This window comes from Pseudomonas sp. A (assembly GCF_056270345.1).
Genome location: NZ_CM149873.1, coordinates 3,880,089 through 3,896,526, shown reverse-complemented (window position 1 = coordinate 3,896,526; position 16,438 = coordinate 3,880,089). Strand labels below are relative to the sequence as shown.

The window sequence follows — 16,438 nt, the reverse complement described above, 5'->3', positions numbered from 1 at the left end:
CAGCCCTTTCGCGGCGCAAGGCCGCTCCTACACAGAGGGGGCAGCGCAGGGCCGGATTCAGCCCTCGTAGCCCAGGTTCGGCGCCAGCCAGCGTTCGCTGACGCTGACATCCTGGCCCTTGCGCGCGCTGTATCGCTCGATCTGGTCCTTGTCCACCTTGCCCACGGCGAAGTACTGCGCCTGCGGGTGGGCGAAGTACCAGCCGCTGACTGCTGCCGCCGGGAACATGGCGAAGTGCTCGGTGAGGAACACGCCGCTCGGGCCGGTCTCGCCGATGGCGGTGCCATCGAGCAGGCGGAACAGGGTTTCCTTCTCGGTGTGGTCCGGGCAGGCCGGGTAGCCGGGGGCCGGGCGGATACCGCTGTACTGCTCCTTGATCAGCGCCTCGTTGTCCAGGTGCTCGTCCTTGGCGTAACCCCAGTGCTCCTTGCGCACCTGCTCGTGCAGCCACTCGGCGCAGGCCTCGGCCAGGCGGTCGGCCAGGGCCTTGACCATGATCGAGCTGTAGTCGTCGCCCTTGTCCTGGTAGGCCTTGGCCACTTCCTCGGCGCCGATGCCGGCGGTGGTGATGAAACCGCCGACATAGTCGGTCACGCCGCTGTCCTTCGGCGCGACGAAGTCGGCCAGCGACCAGTTCGGCTTGCCGTCGGGCTTGATAGTCTGCTGGCGCAGGTGGTGGAGGGTGGCCAGGGTGTCACCGTTGCCGCCATACACCTCGATGTCGTCGTGTTCGACCTGGTTGGCCGGCCAGAAACCGAACACCGCGCGGGCGCTGATCAGCTTCTCGTCGATCAGCTTGTCGAGCATTTCGCGGGCGTCCTTGTACAGCGCCGTGGCAGCCTCGCCGACCACTTCGTCGGTGAGGATGCGCGGGAACTTGCCGGCCAGGTCCCAGGAGATGAAGAACGGCGTCCAGTCGATGTACTCGGCCAGGGTGCGCAGGTCGATGTCTTCCAGCACCTTGACGCCGGTGAAGGAGGGCACCGCGGCCTGGTAGCCGGCCCAGTCGTACTGCGGCTTGGCGGCGATGGCCTGGGCGTAGCTCAGGCGTTCGGTGCGGGCGCTGCGGTTGGCGGTGCGCTCGCGCACCTCGACGTATTCCTGGCGGGTCTTCTCGACGAAGCCGCTCTTGAGCTCCTTGGACAGCAGCTGGGTGGCCACGCCCACCGCGCGCGAGGCGTCGGTGACATAGACCACGGCGTCGTTGGAATACTTGGGCTCGATCTTCACCGCGGTGTGGGCTTTCGAGGTGGTGGCGCCACCGATCATCAGCGGCAGGTGGAAGTCCTGGCGCTGCATCTCGCGGGCGACGTGGACCATCTCGTCCAGCGACGGGGTGATCAGGCCGGACAGGCCGATGATGTCGCACTTCTGCTCGCGAGCGGTCTGCAGGATCTTCTCGGCCGGGACCATCACGCCCATGTCGACGATGTCGTAGCCGTTGCAACCGAGCACCACGCCGACGATGTTCTTGCCGATGTCGTGCACGTCGCCCTTGACCGTGGCCATGAGGATCTTGCCCTTGGCCTCCGGCTTGTCGCCTTTCTCTTCCTCGATGAACGGAATGAGGTGGGCCACGGCCTGTTTCATCACGCGGGCGGACTTCACCACCTGCGGCAGGAACATCTTGCCGGCGCCGAACAGGTCGCCGACCACGTTCATGCCGCTCATCAGCGGGCCTTCGATGACTTCGATGGGACGTGCCGACTGTTGGCGGCATTCTTCGGTGTCTTCGACGATGTAGGCGGTGATGCCCTTGACCAGCGCGTGCTCGAGGCGCTTGTCCACCGGCATCGAGCGCCATTCTTCGTTCTCGACTTCCTTGGTGGCCCCGCCGCCCTTGTAGTCGTCGGCAATCGCCAGCAGGGCGTCGGTGCCGTGCGGGGTGCGGTTGAGCACCACGTCCTCGACCTTCTCGCGCAGGGCAGCGGGGATCTCGTCATAGATCTCCAGCTGGCCGGCGTTGACGATACCCATGGTCAGGCCGTTCTGGATCGCGTGGTAGAGGAACACCGAGTGGATCGCCTCGCGCACCGGGTTGTTGCCGCGGAACGAGAACGACACGTTGGACACGCCGCCCGAGCTCAGGGCATACGGCAGGTGATCGCGGATGTAGGCGCAGGCCTCGATGAAATCTACCGCGTAGTTGTTGTGCTCCTCGATGCCGGTGGCGACGGCGAAGATGTTCGGGTCGAAAATGATGTCTTCCGGCGGGAAGCCCACCTCGTTGACCAGGATGTCGTAGCTGCGCTGGCAGATCTCGCGCTTGCGCGCGGCGGTGTCGGCCTGGCCGACCTCGTCGAAGGCCATCACCACCACGGCGGCGCCGTAGCGCTTGCACAGGCGGGCGTGGTGCTTGAACTGCTCGACGCCTTCCTTCATCGAAATCGAGTTGACGATGCCCTTGCCCTGGATGCACTTGAGGCCGGCCTCGATCACCTCCCACTTGGAGGAGTCGATCATGATCGGCACCCGGGAGATGTCCGGCTCGCCGGCGATCAGGTTGAGGAAGCGGACCATGGCGGCCTGGGAGTCGAGCATCCCTTCGTCCATGTTGATGTCGATCACCTGGGCGCCGGCCTCGACCTGCTGCAGGGCGACTTCCAGGGCCTCGGTGTAGTTCTCTTCGCGAATCAGCCGGGCGAACTTGGCGGAACCGGTGATGTTGGTGCGCTCGCCGACGTTGACGAACAGCGACTGGCGATCGATGGTGAACGGCTCCAGGCCCGACAGGCGGCAGGCCTTGGGGATGTCCGGAATCGCCCGCGGCTTGTACTTGGCGACCGCCTCGGCGATGGTCTGGATGTGCGGCGGGGTGGTGCCGCAGCAGCCGCCGATGATGTTGAGGAAGCCGCTGGCGGCGAACTCCTCGACCACCGCGGCCATTTCCGCCGGGGTCTCGTCGTACTCGCCGAAGGCGTTGGGCAGGCCGGCGTTGGGGTGGGCGGACACATGGGTGTCGGCCTTGGTCGCCAGCTCTTCCAGATACGGACGCAGGTCCTTGGCGCCCAGGGCGCAGTTCAGGCCGACGGAGATCGGCTTGGCGTGGCGCACCGAGTTCCAGAAGGCTTCGGTGGTCTGGCCAGACAGGGTGCGGCCGGAGGCGTCGGTGATGGTGCCGGAGATCATGATCGGCAGTTCGACGTCGTCCTCCTCGAACACCTGCTGCACGGCGAAAATCGCCGCCTTGGCATTGAGGGTGTCAAAGATGGTCTCGATCAGGATCAGGTCGGCGCCGCCCTCGATCAGGCCACGGGTGGCCTCGATGTAGTTCTCCACCAGTTCATCGAAGGTGACGTTGCGATAGCCTGGGTCGTTGACGTCGGGGGAGATCGAGCAGGTGCGGCTGGTCGGGCCGAGCACGCCGGCGACGAAGCGCGGCTTGTCCGGGGTCTCGAGGGTCTTGGCGTCGGCCACCTGGCGGGCAACGCGCGCGCCCTCGACGTTGAGCTCGTACACCAGCGCTTCCATGCCGTAGTCGGCCTGGGAAATCTGCGTGGCGTTGAAGGTGTTGGTCTCGAGGATATCGGCGCCGGCGTCCAGGTAGGCTTTCTCGATCGCGGCGATGACATCCGGGCGGCTGAGCAGCAGCAGATCGTTGTTGCCTTTGACATCGCTTGGCCAATCGGCGAAGCGCGTGCCACGATAGTCGTGTTCCTCGAGGCGGTAACTCTGGATCATAGTACCCATGCCGCCGTCGAGGATCAGGATGCGCTCTTTGAGTGCTTTCTGGAGTGCTTGGTAACGAGCGCTGCGGTCGGACATAGGAACTACCTGGTCGGGCGAATATCAGAAGGTGCCGAATAATAACAAAGCTGCACGGATTTTAGGCGTACCGCCGATTTGCATGAATTTACTTCATGTTGGTGCGGCGCCCCAACACCTCAGGACCCGCCAGGCACATCGTGATGGCTTCAAGTAACCAGGACTTTCGGCACATGCTGCATCGCATATTTGCCAGCGCCTTCGCCTTGCTCATCAGTGGCGCGGCGTTCGGGCAGGCCCCCCAAGCGAGCCCGACGATTTCATACACCCGGGATATCCAACCGATCTTCACCGAGAAGTGCGTGGCCTGCCACGCCTGCAACGACGCTGCCTGCCAGCTCAACCTGGGCAGCGCCGAGGGCGCCGAGCGGGGTGCTTCCAAGGTGCCGGTCTACCAGGGCGAGCGCAGCCAGGCGGTGCCCACCACGCGGTTGTTCTACGATGCCCGTGACGAAGCCGGCTGGCGCAAGCAGGGCTTCTACTCGGTGCTGGACAAGCAGGGCAGCCAGGCCGCGCTGATGGCGCGCATGCTCGAGCTGGGCCACAAGACCCCGCTCACGCCCAATGCCAAGCTGCCCGAGGAGATCGTCCTGGGGCTCAACCGCAACAACATGTGCCCGTTGCCCCACGAGTTCGACGCCTACGCCGGCGCCCACCCCAAAGAGGGCATGCCGCTGGCGGTCACCGGCCTGACCGACCAGGAGTACCAGACCCTGCAGCGCTGGCTGGCGGCTGGCGCTCCGGTCGAGAAGACGCCGATCCAGCCCAGCGCGGTCGAGGCAAAGCAGATCGCCGACTGGGAAGAGCTGCTCAACCGCCCCGGTTCGACCGAGGCACTGGTCGGCCGCTGGCTGTACGAGCACCTGTTCCTCGCCCACATCCACTTCGTCGGCGGCGAGCCGGGCCACTTCTTCCAGTGGGTGCGTTCGCGCACGCCGAGCGGCCAGCCGGCAGACCTGATCGCCACCCGTCGCCCCAACGACCCGCCAGGCACCGATTTCTACTACCGGCTGATCCCGGTGCAGGGGGTGATCGTCCACAAGACCCACATCACCTACCCGATGGGGCCGCAGAAGCTCAAGCGGGTCAAGCAGCTGTTCTACAGCGGCGACTGGCATGCCTCGTCGCTGCCCGGCTACGGCCCGCGCCACCGCGCCAACCCGTTCGAGACCTTCGAGGCGATCCCGGCGGTGGCCCGCTACCAGTTCATGCTGGACAACGCCGAGTACTTCGTCCGCACCTTCATTCGCGGCCCGGTATGCCGTGGCCAGATCGCCACCGACGTGATCCGCGACAACTTCTGGGCACTGTTCCAGGAGCCGGCCCACGACCTGTACATCACCGATGCCGAGTACCGGGGCGAGGCCACGCCGCTGCTGGCCATGCCCGGGCAGATCGACGACGTCGGCAGCGTGCTGAGCCTGTGGCACGCCTACCGCGACAAACGCAACGAGTACGAGGCGCTGCGCCGCGAGGCCTATGCCGAGCAGCCGGCGCCGAGTTGGTCGACCCTGTGGGCGGGCAATGACAACGCGCTGCTGAGCATCTTCCGCCACTTCGACAGCGCCTCGGTGACCAAGGGCCTGATCGGTGACGTGCCGCTGACCATGTGGCTGTTCGACTACCCGCTGTTCGAGCGTACCTACTACCAGCTGGCGGTGAACTTCGACGTGTTCGGCAACGTTTCTCACCAGTTGCAGACACGCCTGTACTTCGACCTGATCCGCAATGGCGCCGAGGTCAACTTCCTGCGCCTGATGCCGGCCGGCAAGCGTAGCGAGATCCTCGGCAACTGGTACCAGAACAGTGGCAAGGTGAAGATGTGGATGGACTACGAGGACATCGACACCAGCACCCCGAGCGCGCTGAAGCTGGACAAGCACGATCCCAAGCGTGACTTCGGCCTGCAGTTGCTGCAGCGCACCGGCAGCCTGAACGTGGCCCCCGACCCGATCAACCGCTGCCAGGGCGCCTATTGCTCGCGACCCGGGCTGTCCCAGGAGTTTCGCGACGTCGAGCAGTCGTTGAGCCGCCTGGTGTCGCGCCCGGCCGCGGGCCTGAAGGTGATCGGCCAGCTGCCCGAGGCGACCATGCTGCGCATCGAAGGGCAGGGCGGTCATCGCCAGGTCTACAGCCTGCTGCGCAACCGCGCCCACAGCAACGTGGCGTTCCTGCTCGGCGAGGCCTACCGCTACCAGCCGGGGCTGGACACCCTGACCCTGGTCCCGGGCGTGCTCAGCAGCTACCCCAACTTCATCTTCAACATCCCGGTGGCCGATGTGCCGGAGTTCGTCGAGGACATGGAAGCGGCGCGGGACGACACGGCGAAGTTCGAGCGCATCGTCATGCGCTGGGGCGTGCGTCGCAGCCATCCCGAGTTCTGGCGCTACTTCCATGACCTGAACAGCTACATCAAACAGACCGAGCCGGTGGAGGCGGGGGTGCTGGACATGAACCGCTACGAGAACCTCTGATCGGTTGGCCGGGACTTTCCCGGCCTGTTGCGGTCGGAACTGCTGGATGGTTTCGGTTGAAATGGCTCTGCAGCCATCGCCGGGGTAGGAGCGGCCTTGTGCCGCGAAAGGGCTGCAAAGCAGCCCCAGGGGCCTCCAGCAACGCTGCAAAGATTGCTGGGGCCGCGCAGCGGCCCTTTCGCGGCACAAGGCCGCTCCTACCCCCGCGATGACATAGCCTGATTGCCGAAGCCTCAACGCACCGGTCAACGCAGGGTTTTTCATGCTGTATTCGCTTCAGGCTCTTCGGGCATTCGCCGCCTGGGTGGTGGTCTGCCACCACTTCATGCAGATCTTCTTCGACTTCCACGCCACCGGCCCCTTCGGCCAACTGCTCGCCGACCGCGGCGCGGTGGGGGTGGACATCTTCTTCGTCATCAGTGGCCTGGTGATCTACCTCTCGACCCGCGACAAGGACATCGCGCCCGCACAGTTCCTGCTCAACCGCGCCCTGCGCATCGTGCCCGCCTACTGGTTCTATACCCTGCTGATGGCAGCGCTGATGCTGGTCGCCAGCCGCTGGATGCCGCACCAGGTGTTCGAATGGCAGCACCTGCTGCTGTCGCTGTTGTTCATCCCGGCGGAGAATCCGGGTGGCTACGGCTTGTATCCGACCCTCAATGTCGGCTGGACGCTGAACTTCGAGATGTTCTTCTACCTGTTGTTCGGCCTGGCGTTCCTGGTGCGCCAGCGCCACCACCTGCTGTTGGTGACGGCGGCGCTGCTGCTGGTCAGCGAGGTACTGGGCCGCCTCGGCGTGCTCAGCCGCTTCTACAGCAACGACATCGTCTACGAGTTCCTGCTGGGCATTGGCCTGGGCGTGCTGTACCGCCGCGGGCTGATTCGCCAGGGCTTGTGGCTGCCGCTGGGGCTGCTCGGCGTGGCGGGGTATGCGCTGTATCACCTGGACGCCTCGCAGCGCCTCCTGCACTGGGGCCTGCCCAGCGCCCTGGTGGTGCTGGCGTTCATCGCCCTGGAGCCATTCTTCAAGGGTAACCGGGTGCTCAAGGCGCTGGGGGATTGCTCCTATTCGGTCTACCTGGTGCATGTGCTGGTGCTGTATGGCGGCCTGTTCGCCAGCGAACGCCTGCGCCTGAATCCGTACCTGGTGTTCGCCTTGTGCGTGCCGTCAATCGGACTAATGTCGTGGCTCAGCTACCACTGGCTGGAGCGTGGCCTATACGGGCGGCTCAAGGCCGGATTCGCGGGGCGTGGCGCCCAGGAGCCTGCGCTGGCGCTATCCCGAGTCAAATGCTAGGACTTTGTTCGAGGGCCGGGTTGGCGTACACTGCCGGCAAGTCTGTGAGGAACTTCCATGAGCGCTATAACCATTACCGACGCCGCCCATGATTACCTGGCCGATCTGCTCTCCAAGCAGAACACGCCTGGCATCGGCATCCGTATCTTCATCACCCAGCCGGGCACCACCTACGCCGAGACCTGCATCGCCTACTGCAAGCCGGGCGAGGAGAAACCCGACGACCAGCCGGTGGGCCTGAAGAGCTTCACCGCCTACCTCGACGCAGTCAGCGTGCCGTTCCTCGAGGACGCGCTGGTCGACTACGCCACCGACCGCATGGGCGGCCAGCTGACCATCAAGGCGCCGAACGCCAAGGTACCGATGGTCAACGAAGACAGCCCGATCAACGAGCGTATCAACTACTACCTGCAGACCGAGATCAACCCGGGCCTGGCCAGCCACGGCGGCGCCGTGAGCCTGGTGGACGTGGTCGACGACGGCATCGCCGTGCTGCAGTTCGGCGGCGGCTGCCAGGGCTGCGGCCAGGCCGACGTGACGCTGAAGGAAGGCATCGAGCGCACCCTGCTCGAACGCATTCCGGAGCTCAAGGGCGTGCGTGACGTGACCGACCACAGCCAGAAGGAAAACGCGTACTACTGATCGCCAGTGGTGACGCCATCGCGGGGCAAGCCCGCTCCCACGCCTGGGCCATGCCTGGATCAATGCGTGGGAGCGGGCTTGCCCCGCGATGTTTTCAGGTGTTGTGCATTGATCCCTAGCAACAAAGTGTTACGGATTCAACCCCTGCGACAACCGGTCGCGCCCCGTAAACAAAGGGCTGCAGCCTGGTCGGCCGGATATCGGGTGGATGGTGCAGGGGTGGCGTGACAGAATGCCCCGGTTTTCTGGCCGGCCCATCCCAGGGGTCGGCACCTTCCCTGTAAAGGATGGTTCCATGAATGATCTGTTGACCCGGCGCGCGGTTGTCGCCGGGATGGGCGTACTGGGGCTTGGCCTGCTGGCGGGTTGCAACCCGGCCCGGGGCCTGGATTTCAAGTACGGCAAGAACATGAGCAACGAGATCCTCGGGCGCAAATTCAAGCTCAAGGACACTCAAGGCAACGAGCGCACCCTGTCGAGTTTCTACGGCTCGATGCCGATGATCTTCTTCGGCTTCACCCAGTGCCCGGCCGTCTGCCCGACCGCCATGGCGCGCGTGGCGCAGATCCGCAAGATCCTGCGCGGCCGTGACCGTGACCTGTTCCAGCCGGTGTTCATCACCCTGGATCCGGAGCGCGACAGCCCCGAGATACTCGATGCCTACGTCAAGGCCTTCGACCCGTCGATCGTTGCCCTGACCGGTACCCCCGAGGAAATCGCCGAGGTGGCCCGGGAATTCAAGGTGTTCTACGAAAAGGTCCCGGCCGGCGACACCTACACTGTCTCTCACTCGTCCACCAGCTACGTCTACGACACACGTGGCACCCTGCGCCTGAGCCTGGGCCATTCCCTGAACGCCAAGGAATGTGCCGAGGACCTGGTCACCCTGATGGAGATCTGCTGAATGTCGATGCAACCGATCAAACGCGGTCTGGCCGCCCTGGCCCTGCTGGGCATGACCCTGCCGGCGTTCGCCCAGACCACCGTGAGCGACGCCTGGGTGCGCGCCAGCGTACCGCACCAGCAATCGACCGGCGCCTTCATGACCCTGACTGCCAGCAGCGACAGCAAGCTGGTGAGCGTCGCCTCACCCGTGGCCAAGGACGTGCAGGTGCATGAGATGGTCATGAACGGCGATGTGATGAAGATGGGGCCTGTCGATGCCATCGCGCTGCCGGCGGGCAAGCCCGTCAAGCTGGACCCCAATGGCTACCACGTGATGTTGATGGGCCTGAACCAGCAGGTGAAGGAAGGCGAGCAGGTACCGCTGACCCTGACCATCATCGATGCCAAGGGCGCCAAGGAAACCCTGCAGGTACAGGCACCGGTGCGCGCGCTCAACGCCGAGGCCGGCGGTGGGCATGACCATATGCATATGAACCACTGATCGTGGATCGGGGGCGCTTTGCGCCCGTTCGCGGCACAAGGCCGCTCCTACAGAGGAAATCGCAGTCCCCTGTAGGAGCGGCCTTGTGCCGCGAACGGGCTGCAAAGCAGCCCCAGCGGCCCGTCAGCTACGAAAACGTGGCAACGGCCGTTCGATGTTCAGCGAGGTCAGGGTCTTGCGCACCTGTGCATCCTCGGCCTCCAGCGCCTTCAGGCTGGCGCGGATCTTCCCGGCGGCGGGCACATCGCCCTGGCGGTCGATCCAGTCGGCGATCTCCTTGCAGGCGCTGCTCAGGCAGGCCTGGCGCTGGCTCATCAGCGACAGGAGCGTGGTGATTTCTCGTTCGGACATGACGCGATCCTCCATTCAGCCCCTTGAGTGTAGCAGCGCCCGGCCAGGCTGCTCGTAGCCGATGGCCAGTGCCCAGCCCGCCAGCGCACAGACAAACAGCGTCGCCCCCATAGCCTGGCAGGCACCCGCCAGCAGCAGTCCCGCGCCAATCTGCAGGTAGTAGAACAAGCCGAACAACGCGCCCGCCGTGCCACGGCAGTCGGCGTAGTCGACCAGCGCCGAGCCCAGCACCAGCGGAATCGCCATGGCGAAGGCGAACATCACCAGGGCCATGGCCAGCACCGTCCACAGGCTGTCGCCCAGCCCCAGCAGTGCCAGCGCCGCCAGCAGGTCGAGCAGGCACGCCAGGCGCAGCAGGCGCGCCGTGGCCACCCCGCGCTGCAACAGTCGTGCATTGAGTCGCGCGCCCAGCAGCGAGCCGAGCGCCAGCGCCGCGCCGGAGTAGCCCATCCACGGGCTGGCGCCGAGGCGCTCGAAAACAAACGGCGCCAGGCTGTACCAGCTGAACACGCTGATGTTGAACACTGCCACCAGGGCGCTGGCCAGCAGCACGCGACGGTCGCGCAGCAGGCGTCGCAGCACCTGGCCGAGCGCGGGCGTCGCCTGCGCGGCGGGGCGCGTCTCGGGCAGGCCGCGCCAGGTCCAGGCGAGCAGCAGCGCGGCCATCAGCAACTGGCCGGCGAGTACACCGTGATAGCCGAACAGCCGGTCCAGCCAGGCGCCGCTGATCAGCCCGAGCGCCGGGCTGAGCGCCAGGCATACGCCGATCAACGAGAACACCCGGGCCAGTTCAGGGCCGGCGTGGCGATCGCGCAGGATGGTCTGGGTGACCACGGAGCCCACCGCCGCCGCGAAGGCCGCCACGATCCGCGCCAGCAGCAGTTGGCTGAAGTCGACCGCCAGCAGCGCCGCCAGTGCTGCGGTGGTATAGAGCGACAGGCCGGCAAGCATGGCCGGGCGCCGCCCCCACAGGTCGCAGGCACGCCCCCAGGCCAGCACGCCGACGGCAAACGCGACGAAGTACAGCGACAGGGTCAGCGAAGCCTGGGCAGCGCTGACGGCGAATGCTTCGGCCAAGGAGACCAGGGCAGGGCTGTAGAGGGTTTCGGCGACTTGCGGAAACATCAGCAGGGCGGTGGCCAGGGCCAGCCAGGAACGGGAAAGCATGGGAGTGAACGCCTTGCAGCACAAACGGGCGCTCATGGTAGGGACGTTGTGCCGTGAGCTATTATCGCGATTCCGTTGCTCTATCGTTGAAATCGGACAATTACAGCCATGGCCTGGTTAGCTCCCGACACCCACTTCGACCCCGATGCTTTCGACGCGCCGGTACTGGGCATCTGCTCGGCTCTGGGCGACCACGACTCGGGGCGCCACCGCCATGGCCGCGGCCAGGTGCTGTTCACCCGCCAGGGCTGCGTGCGCATCCAGACGCCCGGACGCCTGTGCCTGCTGCCACCGACCCAGGCTGCGTGGATTCCGGCGGGGCTGGAGCATCGGGCGCGCATGCGCGAAACGGTAGACTACCGCTCGCTGTATTTCAGCGCCGTGCTCAACGTGGAGCTGCCCGACGACGTGACGATCATCAGCGTCAACCCGTTGCTGCGCGAACTGCTCGAACGCATTGCCCAGGCGCCGTTCGACACGGCCTGGGACCGAGGTGACCAGGTGCACCTGCTGGCGCTGTGTCTGGGCGAATTGCGCCTGGCGCCGCGCCAGCCGATGTTCCTGCCACTGCCAGGCGATCGCCGCCTGGTTGGGCTGGTCGAGCGGCTCGAGCGCCTGCCGCCAGCGCTGGGTGAACTGGCGCGGCAGGTTGGCGCCAGCGAGAAGACCATCAGCCGCCTGCTGCGCCGGGATACCGGCATGTCCTATCAGCAATGGCGCCAGCAGTGGCGGTTGTTGCGGGCAATGGAACAGCTGGCGTTGCAGCGGCCGCTGGGCGCCATCGCCGACGACCTGGGCTTCGCCAGCGACAGTGCCTTCATTGCGTTCTTTCGCGGCATGACCGGCATCACGCCAGGCGCCTGGAACCGGGGCGCAGCTACAGGCCCAGACAGGCCTGGCGATAGGCCCCCGGCGTAACGCCATAGGCCTGCTTGAACTGGCGGCTGAGGTGGCTCTGGTCGGCGAAGCCCAGGGTGACGGCGACCTCCAGTGCCGGCAGGCCGCTGCGCAGCAGCTCGCGGGCGCGGGCCAGGCGGCGCTGCTTGAGCCAGGCGTGGGGCGGCAGGCCGGTGGCCTGGCGGAACACCCGGGCGAAGTGGAACGGCGACAGGTTCACCGCCGCCGCCAGGGCTTCCAGCGAGGGCGGCTCGGCCAGCCGGCTCTCCAGCAGTTCGCGGGCGCGGGCCACGGCCAGCGGCTCGTTGCCGGGGGCGGCGGGCTCGGCGCAGTGGCCGTGGCGCTGCACCAGCGCCAGCACCGCCTGGCGCCAGGCGGTCTGTTGCTCCAGGGCGCTGGCGCAGGACTCGGACAACTGGTGCAGCTGGCTGAACGCGGCGGCCAGGGTCGGGTCCTGGATCACGCTGTCCTTGAACCGGGGCAGGCCGTGGCGGCCCAGTTCCAGCTCGTCGAGCACGCCGGTAACCCGCTCGTGCTCGGGGTAGAAACCGCGATAGCGCCAGCCCGCCTCGTGGGCGGTGGCGCCGGTGTGCAGCTCGTCGGGATTGATCAGCACCATGCTGCCGACCGGCGCCAGGTGCTCGCTGCCACGGTGCCAGAAACGCTGGGCGCCGGATTCGATCACGGTGAACACGTAGCCTTCGTGTACGTGCGGGGCGAAGCGCTGCTGGATGTAGCGGGCGTGCAGCATCTCGACGTCGCCGAGGGCGGGCGCCTGCCACAGGTGGGCCTGTTCGCGCAGGGGCGTGGTCATGCCAGCCAGCTGCGCAGGAGGAAGAAGATCAGCATGCTCGCCAGCATGCTCAGCAACACGCTGCGGGTCAACAGCACCAGGGCGATCGCCACCAGCGAGCCGAGCAGGTAAGGGTTCAGCAGGCTCAGCTCGAGCTGGTGGCCGGGCAGGAAGATGATCGGCCCGCAGATCGCGGTGAGCATGCCGGGCACGGCGAAGCCGAGGAACTGCCGCGCATTGGAGCTCAGGCGCAGCGGCAGGCGCGGTTCAAGGAAGGCGTAGCGGTTGAGGAACACCACCGCGCCCATGGCGACGATCAGCAGCCAGATCATGAGCGGCCTCCGGAGAATTTCTGGCAGATAAAGCCAGCGGCCATGCCCAGCAAGCCTGCCACCACCAGGGCAGTTTCCCAGTGCCAGTAGCTGAACAGCACCGAGCAGAACAGCGACACCGCCACGCACACCACGGTCGGCAGGTTGCGCACCAGCGGCGCGATCAGCGCGACGAAGGTGGCGACGATGGAGAAGTCCAGGCCCAGCTGGTCCAGGTGCGGGATGTTCTGGCCGAGGACGATGCCGGCCAGGGTGAACAGGTTCCAGGCCACATAGAAAGTCAGGCCGACGCCCAGGGCGTACCAGCGGTTGAACTGCTGCTGGTCGTGGTGGCTGGTCAGGGCGAAGAACTCGTCGGTGAGCAGAAAGCCCAGGCCTAGGCGCCAGCGGGTCGGCAAGCCGGACATCACCGGGCGCATGGACAGCCCATAGAGCAGGTGCTGCGAGGTCAGCAGCAGGGTGGTGAGCAGGATCGACAGCAGGTTGGCGCCGCCCTTGAGCATGCCGATGGCCACCAACTGCGCGGCGCCGGCGAAGACGATGGCCGACAGGCCCTGGCCTTGCCAGGCGCTGAGGTTGGCCTCGATGGCCATGGAGCCTGCCAGCAGGCCCCAGGGCGCGACGGCCAGGGATAGCGGCAGGATGGCGATGGCGCCGTGAAGGAAGGCATTGCGGGCGAGCGGTGGGCTGGACATGGGAACGACAACGAATCGACAGGGCAGGCCAGCATGACAGAGCGGCGCGGGGGCGGCTTGAACGATCTTGCTTTGTTGTCGATCATGCCGGCCCCTGTAGGGGTTCAGACCATTGCCAGGCGTTGCTTGCAGGTCGGCGCGGGGAAGGCCTGGTCGATGGCCCGCAGGTCTGCTTCGCTCAATATCAGCCCTGCCGCCGCCGCGTTCAGGCGCACATGCTCCGGGTCGGTGGCCTTGGGAATGGCGATCACGCCCTCCTGGCGCGTGACCCAGGCCAGGCTCACCTGGGCCGGCGTGGCGCCATGGCGTGCGGCGATATCGCCCAGCACGGGATGTCGCAGCAGGCGCCCGGCCTGGGCCAGCGGGCAGTAGGCCATGGTCGGCAGGCCCTGCTGCTGGCTCCAGGGCAGCAGGTCGAACTCGATGCCGCGCTCGGCCGGGTTGTACAGCACCTGGTTGGTGGCGCAGGCGGGGTTGTCGAGCTCGCGCAGGTCGTCGAGGTCGAAGTTGGACACGCCCCAGCGGCGGATCTTGCCCTGCTCGATGAGGCGCTCGAAGGCCTCGACGGTCTCCTCCAGCGGATACTGGCCGCGCCAGTGCAGCAGGTACAGGTCGATGCAGTCGGTGCCCAGGCGTTCGAGGCTGCGCTCGCAGGCGGCGGGCACGCCGCGCCGGCTGGCATTGTGCGGATAGACCTTGCTGACCAAAAACACCTGGTCGCGGCGCCCGGCGATGGCCTGGCCGACCACGCGCTCGGCACCGCCCTCGGCGTACATCTCGGCGGTGTCGATCAGGCCCAGGCCCAGTTCGATACCCTGTTGCAGCGCCGCCACCTCGGCGGCCCTGCGGCCTGGGTCCTCGCCCATGTACCAGGTGCCCTGGCCGATGGCCGGAACGCGGGAACCCGCCAGATTCACGTAACGCATGTCACCTCCTGTGGATGGGTATGGGTCAGCAATACATCGAGCAGCGCCTCGGCGGCCCTGGACAGCTTGTGATCGCTCAGGGCGATCACGCCGATGCGCCGCTCCACGGTCGGTTCGACCAACGGCACGCAGCGGGCGCCGAGCTCCTGCATCTGGCCGATGCACAGCGCCGGCACCGCGCTCACGCCCAGGCCGCTGGCGACCATGCGACCGATGGTCGACAGCTGGTGGCTCTCGAAGGCCACCGCCAGCTTGCCATGGTTGGCGGCCAGGTGCTGCTCCAGCAGCAGGCGCACCGCGGAAGGCCGTTGCAGAGCGATGAAATCCTCGGCCAGCAGCTGCGGCCAGCGCACCTGGGGCTGGCGGGCGAGGGGCGAGTCGGCGGGCACCACCGCGACGAAACGGTCCAGGTACAGCGGATGGAAGCGCAGCGCCTCGCTGCTCTCGGGCTCGAAGCCGATGCCCAGTTCGACGCGGCGGTGGCGCACCAGTTCCAGCACCTGCTCGTTGATCACATCGTGCACGGTGACGTTGACCTTGGGGTAGCGCTGGCGGAACACCTTGAGCGACTGCGGCAGCAGGTTGCCGGCAAAGGCCGGCATGGCCGCCACCGAGACCCGCCCCAGCTGCAGGGTAAAACGCTGGCGCAGCATCTCCTCGGTGTCGTCCCAGTCGGCCAGCAGGCGCCGGGCCAGGGGCAGCAGCACTTCGCCCTCGGGGGTCAGGCTGACGCTGCGGGTGGTGCGGGTGAGCAGGGCGCCGCCGAGGTTGTCCTCCAGCGCCTTGATGGTCAGGCTCAGGGCCGGTTGCGATACATGCAGGTGCTCGCCGGCCTGGGCGAAGCTCTGGTACTTGGCCACGGTGACGAAGGCGCGCAGCTGCTTGACGTTCATGGGGCGGGCCCTTTGTTTTGTAAAAGTTATCAATCGATGACGAAAACAAAATTAACAAATCAGTCGACTACAGTGAAGATGACCGTACGGTTCCAACAACTACAAAAGGCGACTGAGCATGGCCGGACTGGACAAGCGTGTAGCAACTTATGAAGAGGCCCTGGCGGGCCTGACCGACGACATGACCGTGCTGGCCGGCGGCTTTGGCCTGTGCGGCATCCCCGAGAACCTCATCGCCGAGATCAAGCGCCGCGGCGTCAAGGGCCTGACCGTGGTCTCGAACAACTGCGGCGTCGACGGCTTCGGCCTGGGCGTGCTGCTCGAAGACCGGCAGATCCGCAAGATGGTCGCCTCCTACGTCGGCGAAAATGCCGAGTTCGAACGCCAGCTGCTCAGCGGCGAACTGGAAGTGGAACTCACCCCGCAAGGCACCCTGGCCGAGAAGATGCGTGCCGGCGGCGCCGGTATCCCGGCCTTCTTCACCGCCACCGGCTACGGCACCCCGGTCGCCGAAGGCAAGGAAGTGCGCGAGTTCAACGGTCGCAAGTACATCCTCGAAGCGTCCATCACCGGCGACTTTGCCATCGTCAAGGGCTGGAAGGCCGACCACTACGGCAACGTGGTGTACCGCAACACTGCGCAGAACTTCAACCCGCTGGCCGCCACCGCCGGCAAGATCACCGTGGTCGAGGTCGAGGAGATCGTCGAGCCCGGCGTGCTGCTGCCCAGCGAGATCCACACCCCGGGCATCTATGTCGACCGGGTCATCGTCGGCACCTTCGAGAAGCGCATCGAAAAGCGCACCGTCAAGGCCTGAGC

Annotated in this window: 15 protein-coding genes; 7 read left to right on the top strand and 8 right to left on the bottom strand. The window is 66.3% G+C overall.

The genetic code is table 11. The features are described 5' to 3' along the window. Nucleotides 1-57: 57 nt before the first annotated feature. Nucleotides 58-3,765, bottom strand: coding sequence for a methionine synthase (gene metH, locus AC0MAZ_RS17375; RefSeq protein ID WP_475858702.1), 3,708 nt, complete (start codon nucleotides 3,763-3,765; stop codon nucleotides 58-60). A 173-nt stretch (nucleotides 3,766-3,938) separates the two neighbouring features. Here metH and AC0MAZ_RS17370 point away from each other — a divergent pair, with 173 nt between their 5' ends. From AC0MAZ_RS17370 to AC0MAZ_RS17350, 5 genes are all read left to right on the top strand, one after another. Beyond that, on the top strand, nucleotides 3,939-6,239 hold the full coding sequence (locus AC0MAZ_RS17370; RefSeq protein ID WP_475858701.1) for a fatty acid cis/trans isomerase: 2,301 nt from the start codon (nucleotides 3,939-3,941) through the stop codon (nucleotides 6,237-6,239). Nucleotides 6,240-6,501: 262 nt separating this feature from the next. Next, nucleotides 6,502-7,536, top strand: a complete 1,035-nt coding sequence (locus AC0MAZ_RS17365) for an acyltransferase family protein (RefSeq protein ID WP_475858700.1) — start codon at nucleotides 6,502-6,504, stop codon at nucleotides 7,534-7,536. A 57-nt stretch (nucleotides 7,537-7,593) separates the two neighbouring features. After that, on the top strand, nucleotides 7,594-8,178 hold the full coding sequence (gene nfuA, locus AC0MAZ_RS17360) for a Fe-S biogenesis protein NfuA (RefSeq protein WP_023630602.1): 585 nt from the start codon (nucleotides 7,594-7,596) through the stop codon (nucleotides 8,176-8,178). Nucleotides 8,179-8,473: 295 nt separating this feature from the next. Beyond that, nucleotides 8,474-9,082 (top strand): SCO family protein, encoded by a 609-nt coding sequence (locus tag AC0MAZ_RS17355; RefSeq protein WP_203646248.1) that lies wholly within the window; start codon nucleotides 8,474-8,476, stop codon nucleotides 9,080-9,082. Then, nucleotides 9,083-9,565 carry a copper chaperone PCu(A)C gene (locus tag AC0MAZ_RS17350; RefSeq protein WP_234563032.1) on the top strand — a complete coding sequence of 161 codons (483 nt, stop codon included), beginning with the start codon at nucleotides 9,083-9,085 and terminating at the stop codon, nucleotides 9,563-9,565. It abuts the gene before it with no gap. A 123-nt stretch (nucleotides 9,566-9,688) separates the two neighbouring features. Here the strand turns inward: AC0MAZ_RS17350 and AC0MAZ_RS17345 are convergent, their stop codons facing one another. Both AC0MAZ_RS17345 and AC0MAZ_RS17340 read right to left on the bottom strand, forming a co-directional pair. Continuing rightward, nucleotides 9,689-9,916 (bottom strand): hypothetical protein, encoded by a 228-nt coding sequence (locus AC0MAZ_RS17345; protein ID WP_023630605.1) that lies wholly within the window; start codon nucleotides 9,914-9,916, stop codon nucleotides 9,689-9,691. A 15-nt stretch (nucleotides 9,917-9,931) separates the two neighbouring features. Continuing rightward, nucleotides 9,932-11,083 (bottom strand): MFS transporter, encoded by a 1,152-nt coding sequence (locus tag AC0MAZ_RS17340; protein ID WP_203646250.1) that lies wholly within the window; start codon nucleotides 11,081-11,083, stop codon nucleotides 9,932-9,934. A gap of 108 nt (nucleotides 11,084-11,191) precedes the next feature. On the opposite strand from AC0MAZ_RS17340, the gene AC0MAZ_RS17335 reads away from it, so the two are divergent. After that, entirely contained in the window at nucleotides 11,192-12,001 is an 810-nt protein-coding gene (locus tag AC0MAZ_RS17335; protein ID WP_203646251.1) for an AraC family transcriptional regulator, read from the top strand. Here AC0MAZ_RS17335 and AC0MAZ_RS17330 read toward each other — a convergent pair. The 5 genes from AC0MAZ_RS17330 to AC0MAZ_RS17310 form a co-directional block, all read right to left on the bottom strand. Continuing rightward, nucleotides 11,961-12,794 (bottom strand): AraC family transcriptional regulator, encoded by an 834-nt coding sequence (locus AC0MAZ_RS17330; RefSeq protein WP_475858699.1) that lies wholly within the window; start codon nucleotides 12,792-12,794, stop codon nucleotides 11,961-11,963. The two genes, AC0MAZ_RS17335 and AC0MAZ_RS17330, sit on opposite strands and share 41 nt — an antisense overlap. Beyond that, entirely contained in the window at nucleotides 12,791-13,105 is a 315-nt protein-coding gene (locus AC0MAZ_RS17325) for an AzlD domain-containing protein (protein ID WP_234563033.1), read from the bottom strand. The genes AC0MAZ_RS17330 and AC0MAZ_RS17325 overlap by 4 nt, the downstream gene beginning before the upstream one ends. Continuing rightward, entirely contained in the window at nucleotides 13,102-13,800 is a 699-nt protein-coding gene (locus AC0MAZ_RS17320; protein WP_203646253.1) for an AzlC family ABC transporter permease, read from the bottom strand. Before AC0MAZ_RS17320 ends, AC0MAZ_RS17325 begins: the two co-directional genes overlap by 4 nt. 104 nt (nucleotides 13,801-13,904) lie before the next feature. Further along, nucleotides 13,905-14,726 (bottom strand): aldo/keto reductase, encoded by an 822-nt coding sequence (locus tag AC0MAZ_RS17315; protein ID WP_475858698.1) that lies wholly within the window; start codon nucleotides 14,724-14,726, stop codon nucleotides 13,905-13,907. Then, nucleotides 14,714-15,619 (bottom strand): LysR family transcriptional regulator, encoded by a 906-nt coding sequence (locus tag AC0MAZ_RS17310; protein ID WP_475858697.1) that lies wholly within the window; start codon nucleotides 15,617-15,619, stop codon nucleotides 14,714-14,716. Before AC0MAZ_RS17310 ends, AC0MAZ_RS17315 begins: the two co-directional genes overlap by 13 nt. Before the next feature lie 118 nt (nucleotides 15,620-15,737). Between AC0MAZ_RS17310 and AC0MAZ_RS17305 the strand changes: the two genes are divergently transcribed. Next, the gene (locus AC0MAZ_RS17305) at nucleotides 15,738-16,436 is read left to right on the top strand and encodes a CoA transferase subunit A (RefSeq protein ID WP_050705130.1); all 699 of its coding nucleotides are present in this window, start codon (nucleotides 15,738-15,740) and stop codon (nucleotides 16,434-16,436) included. Nucleotides 16,437-16,438: the final 2 nt, after the last annotated feature.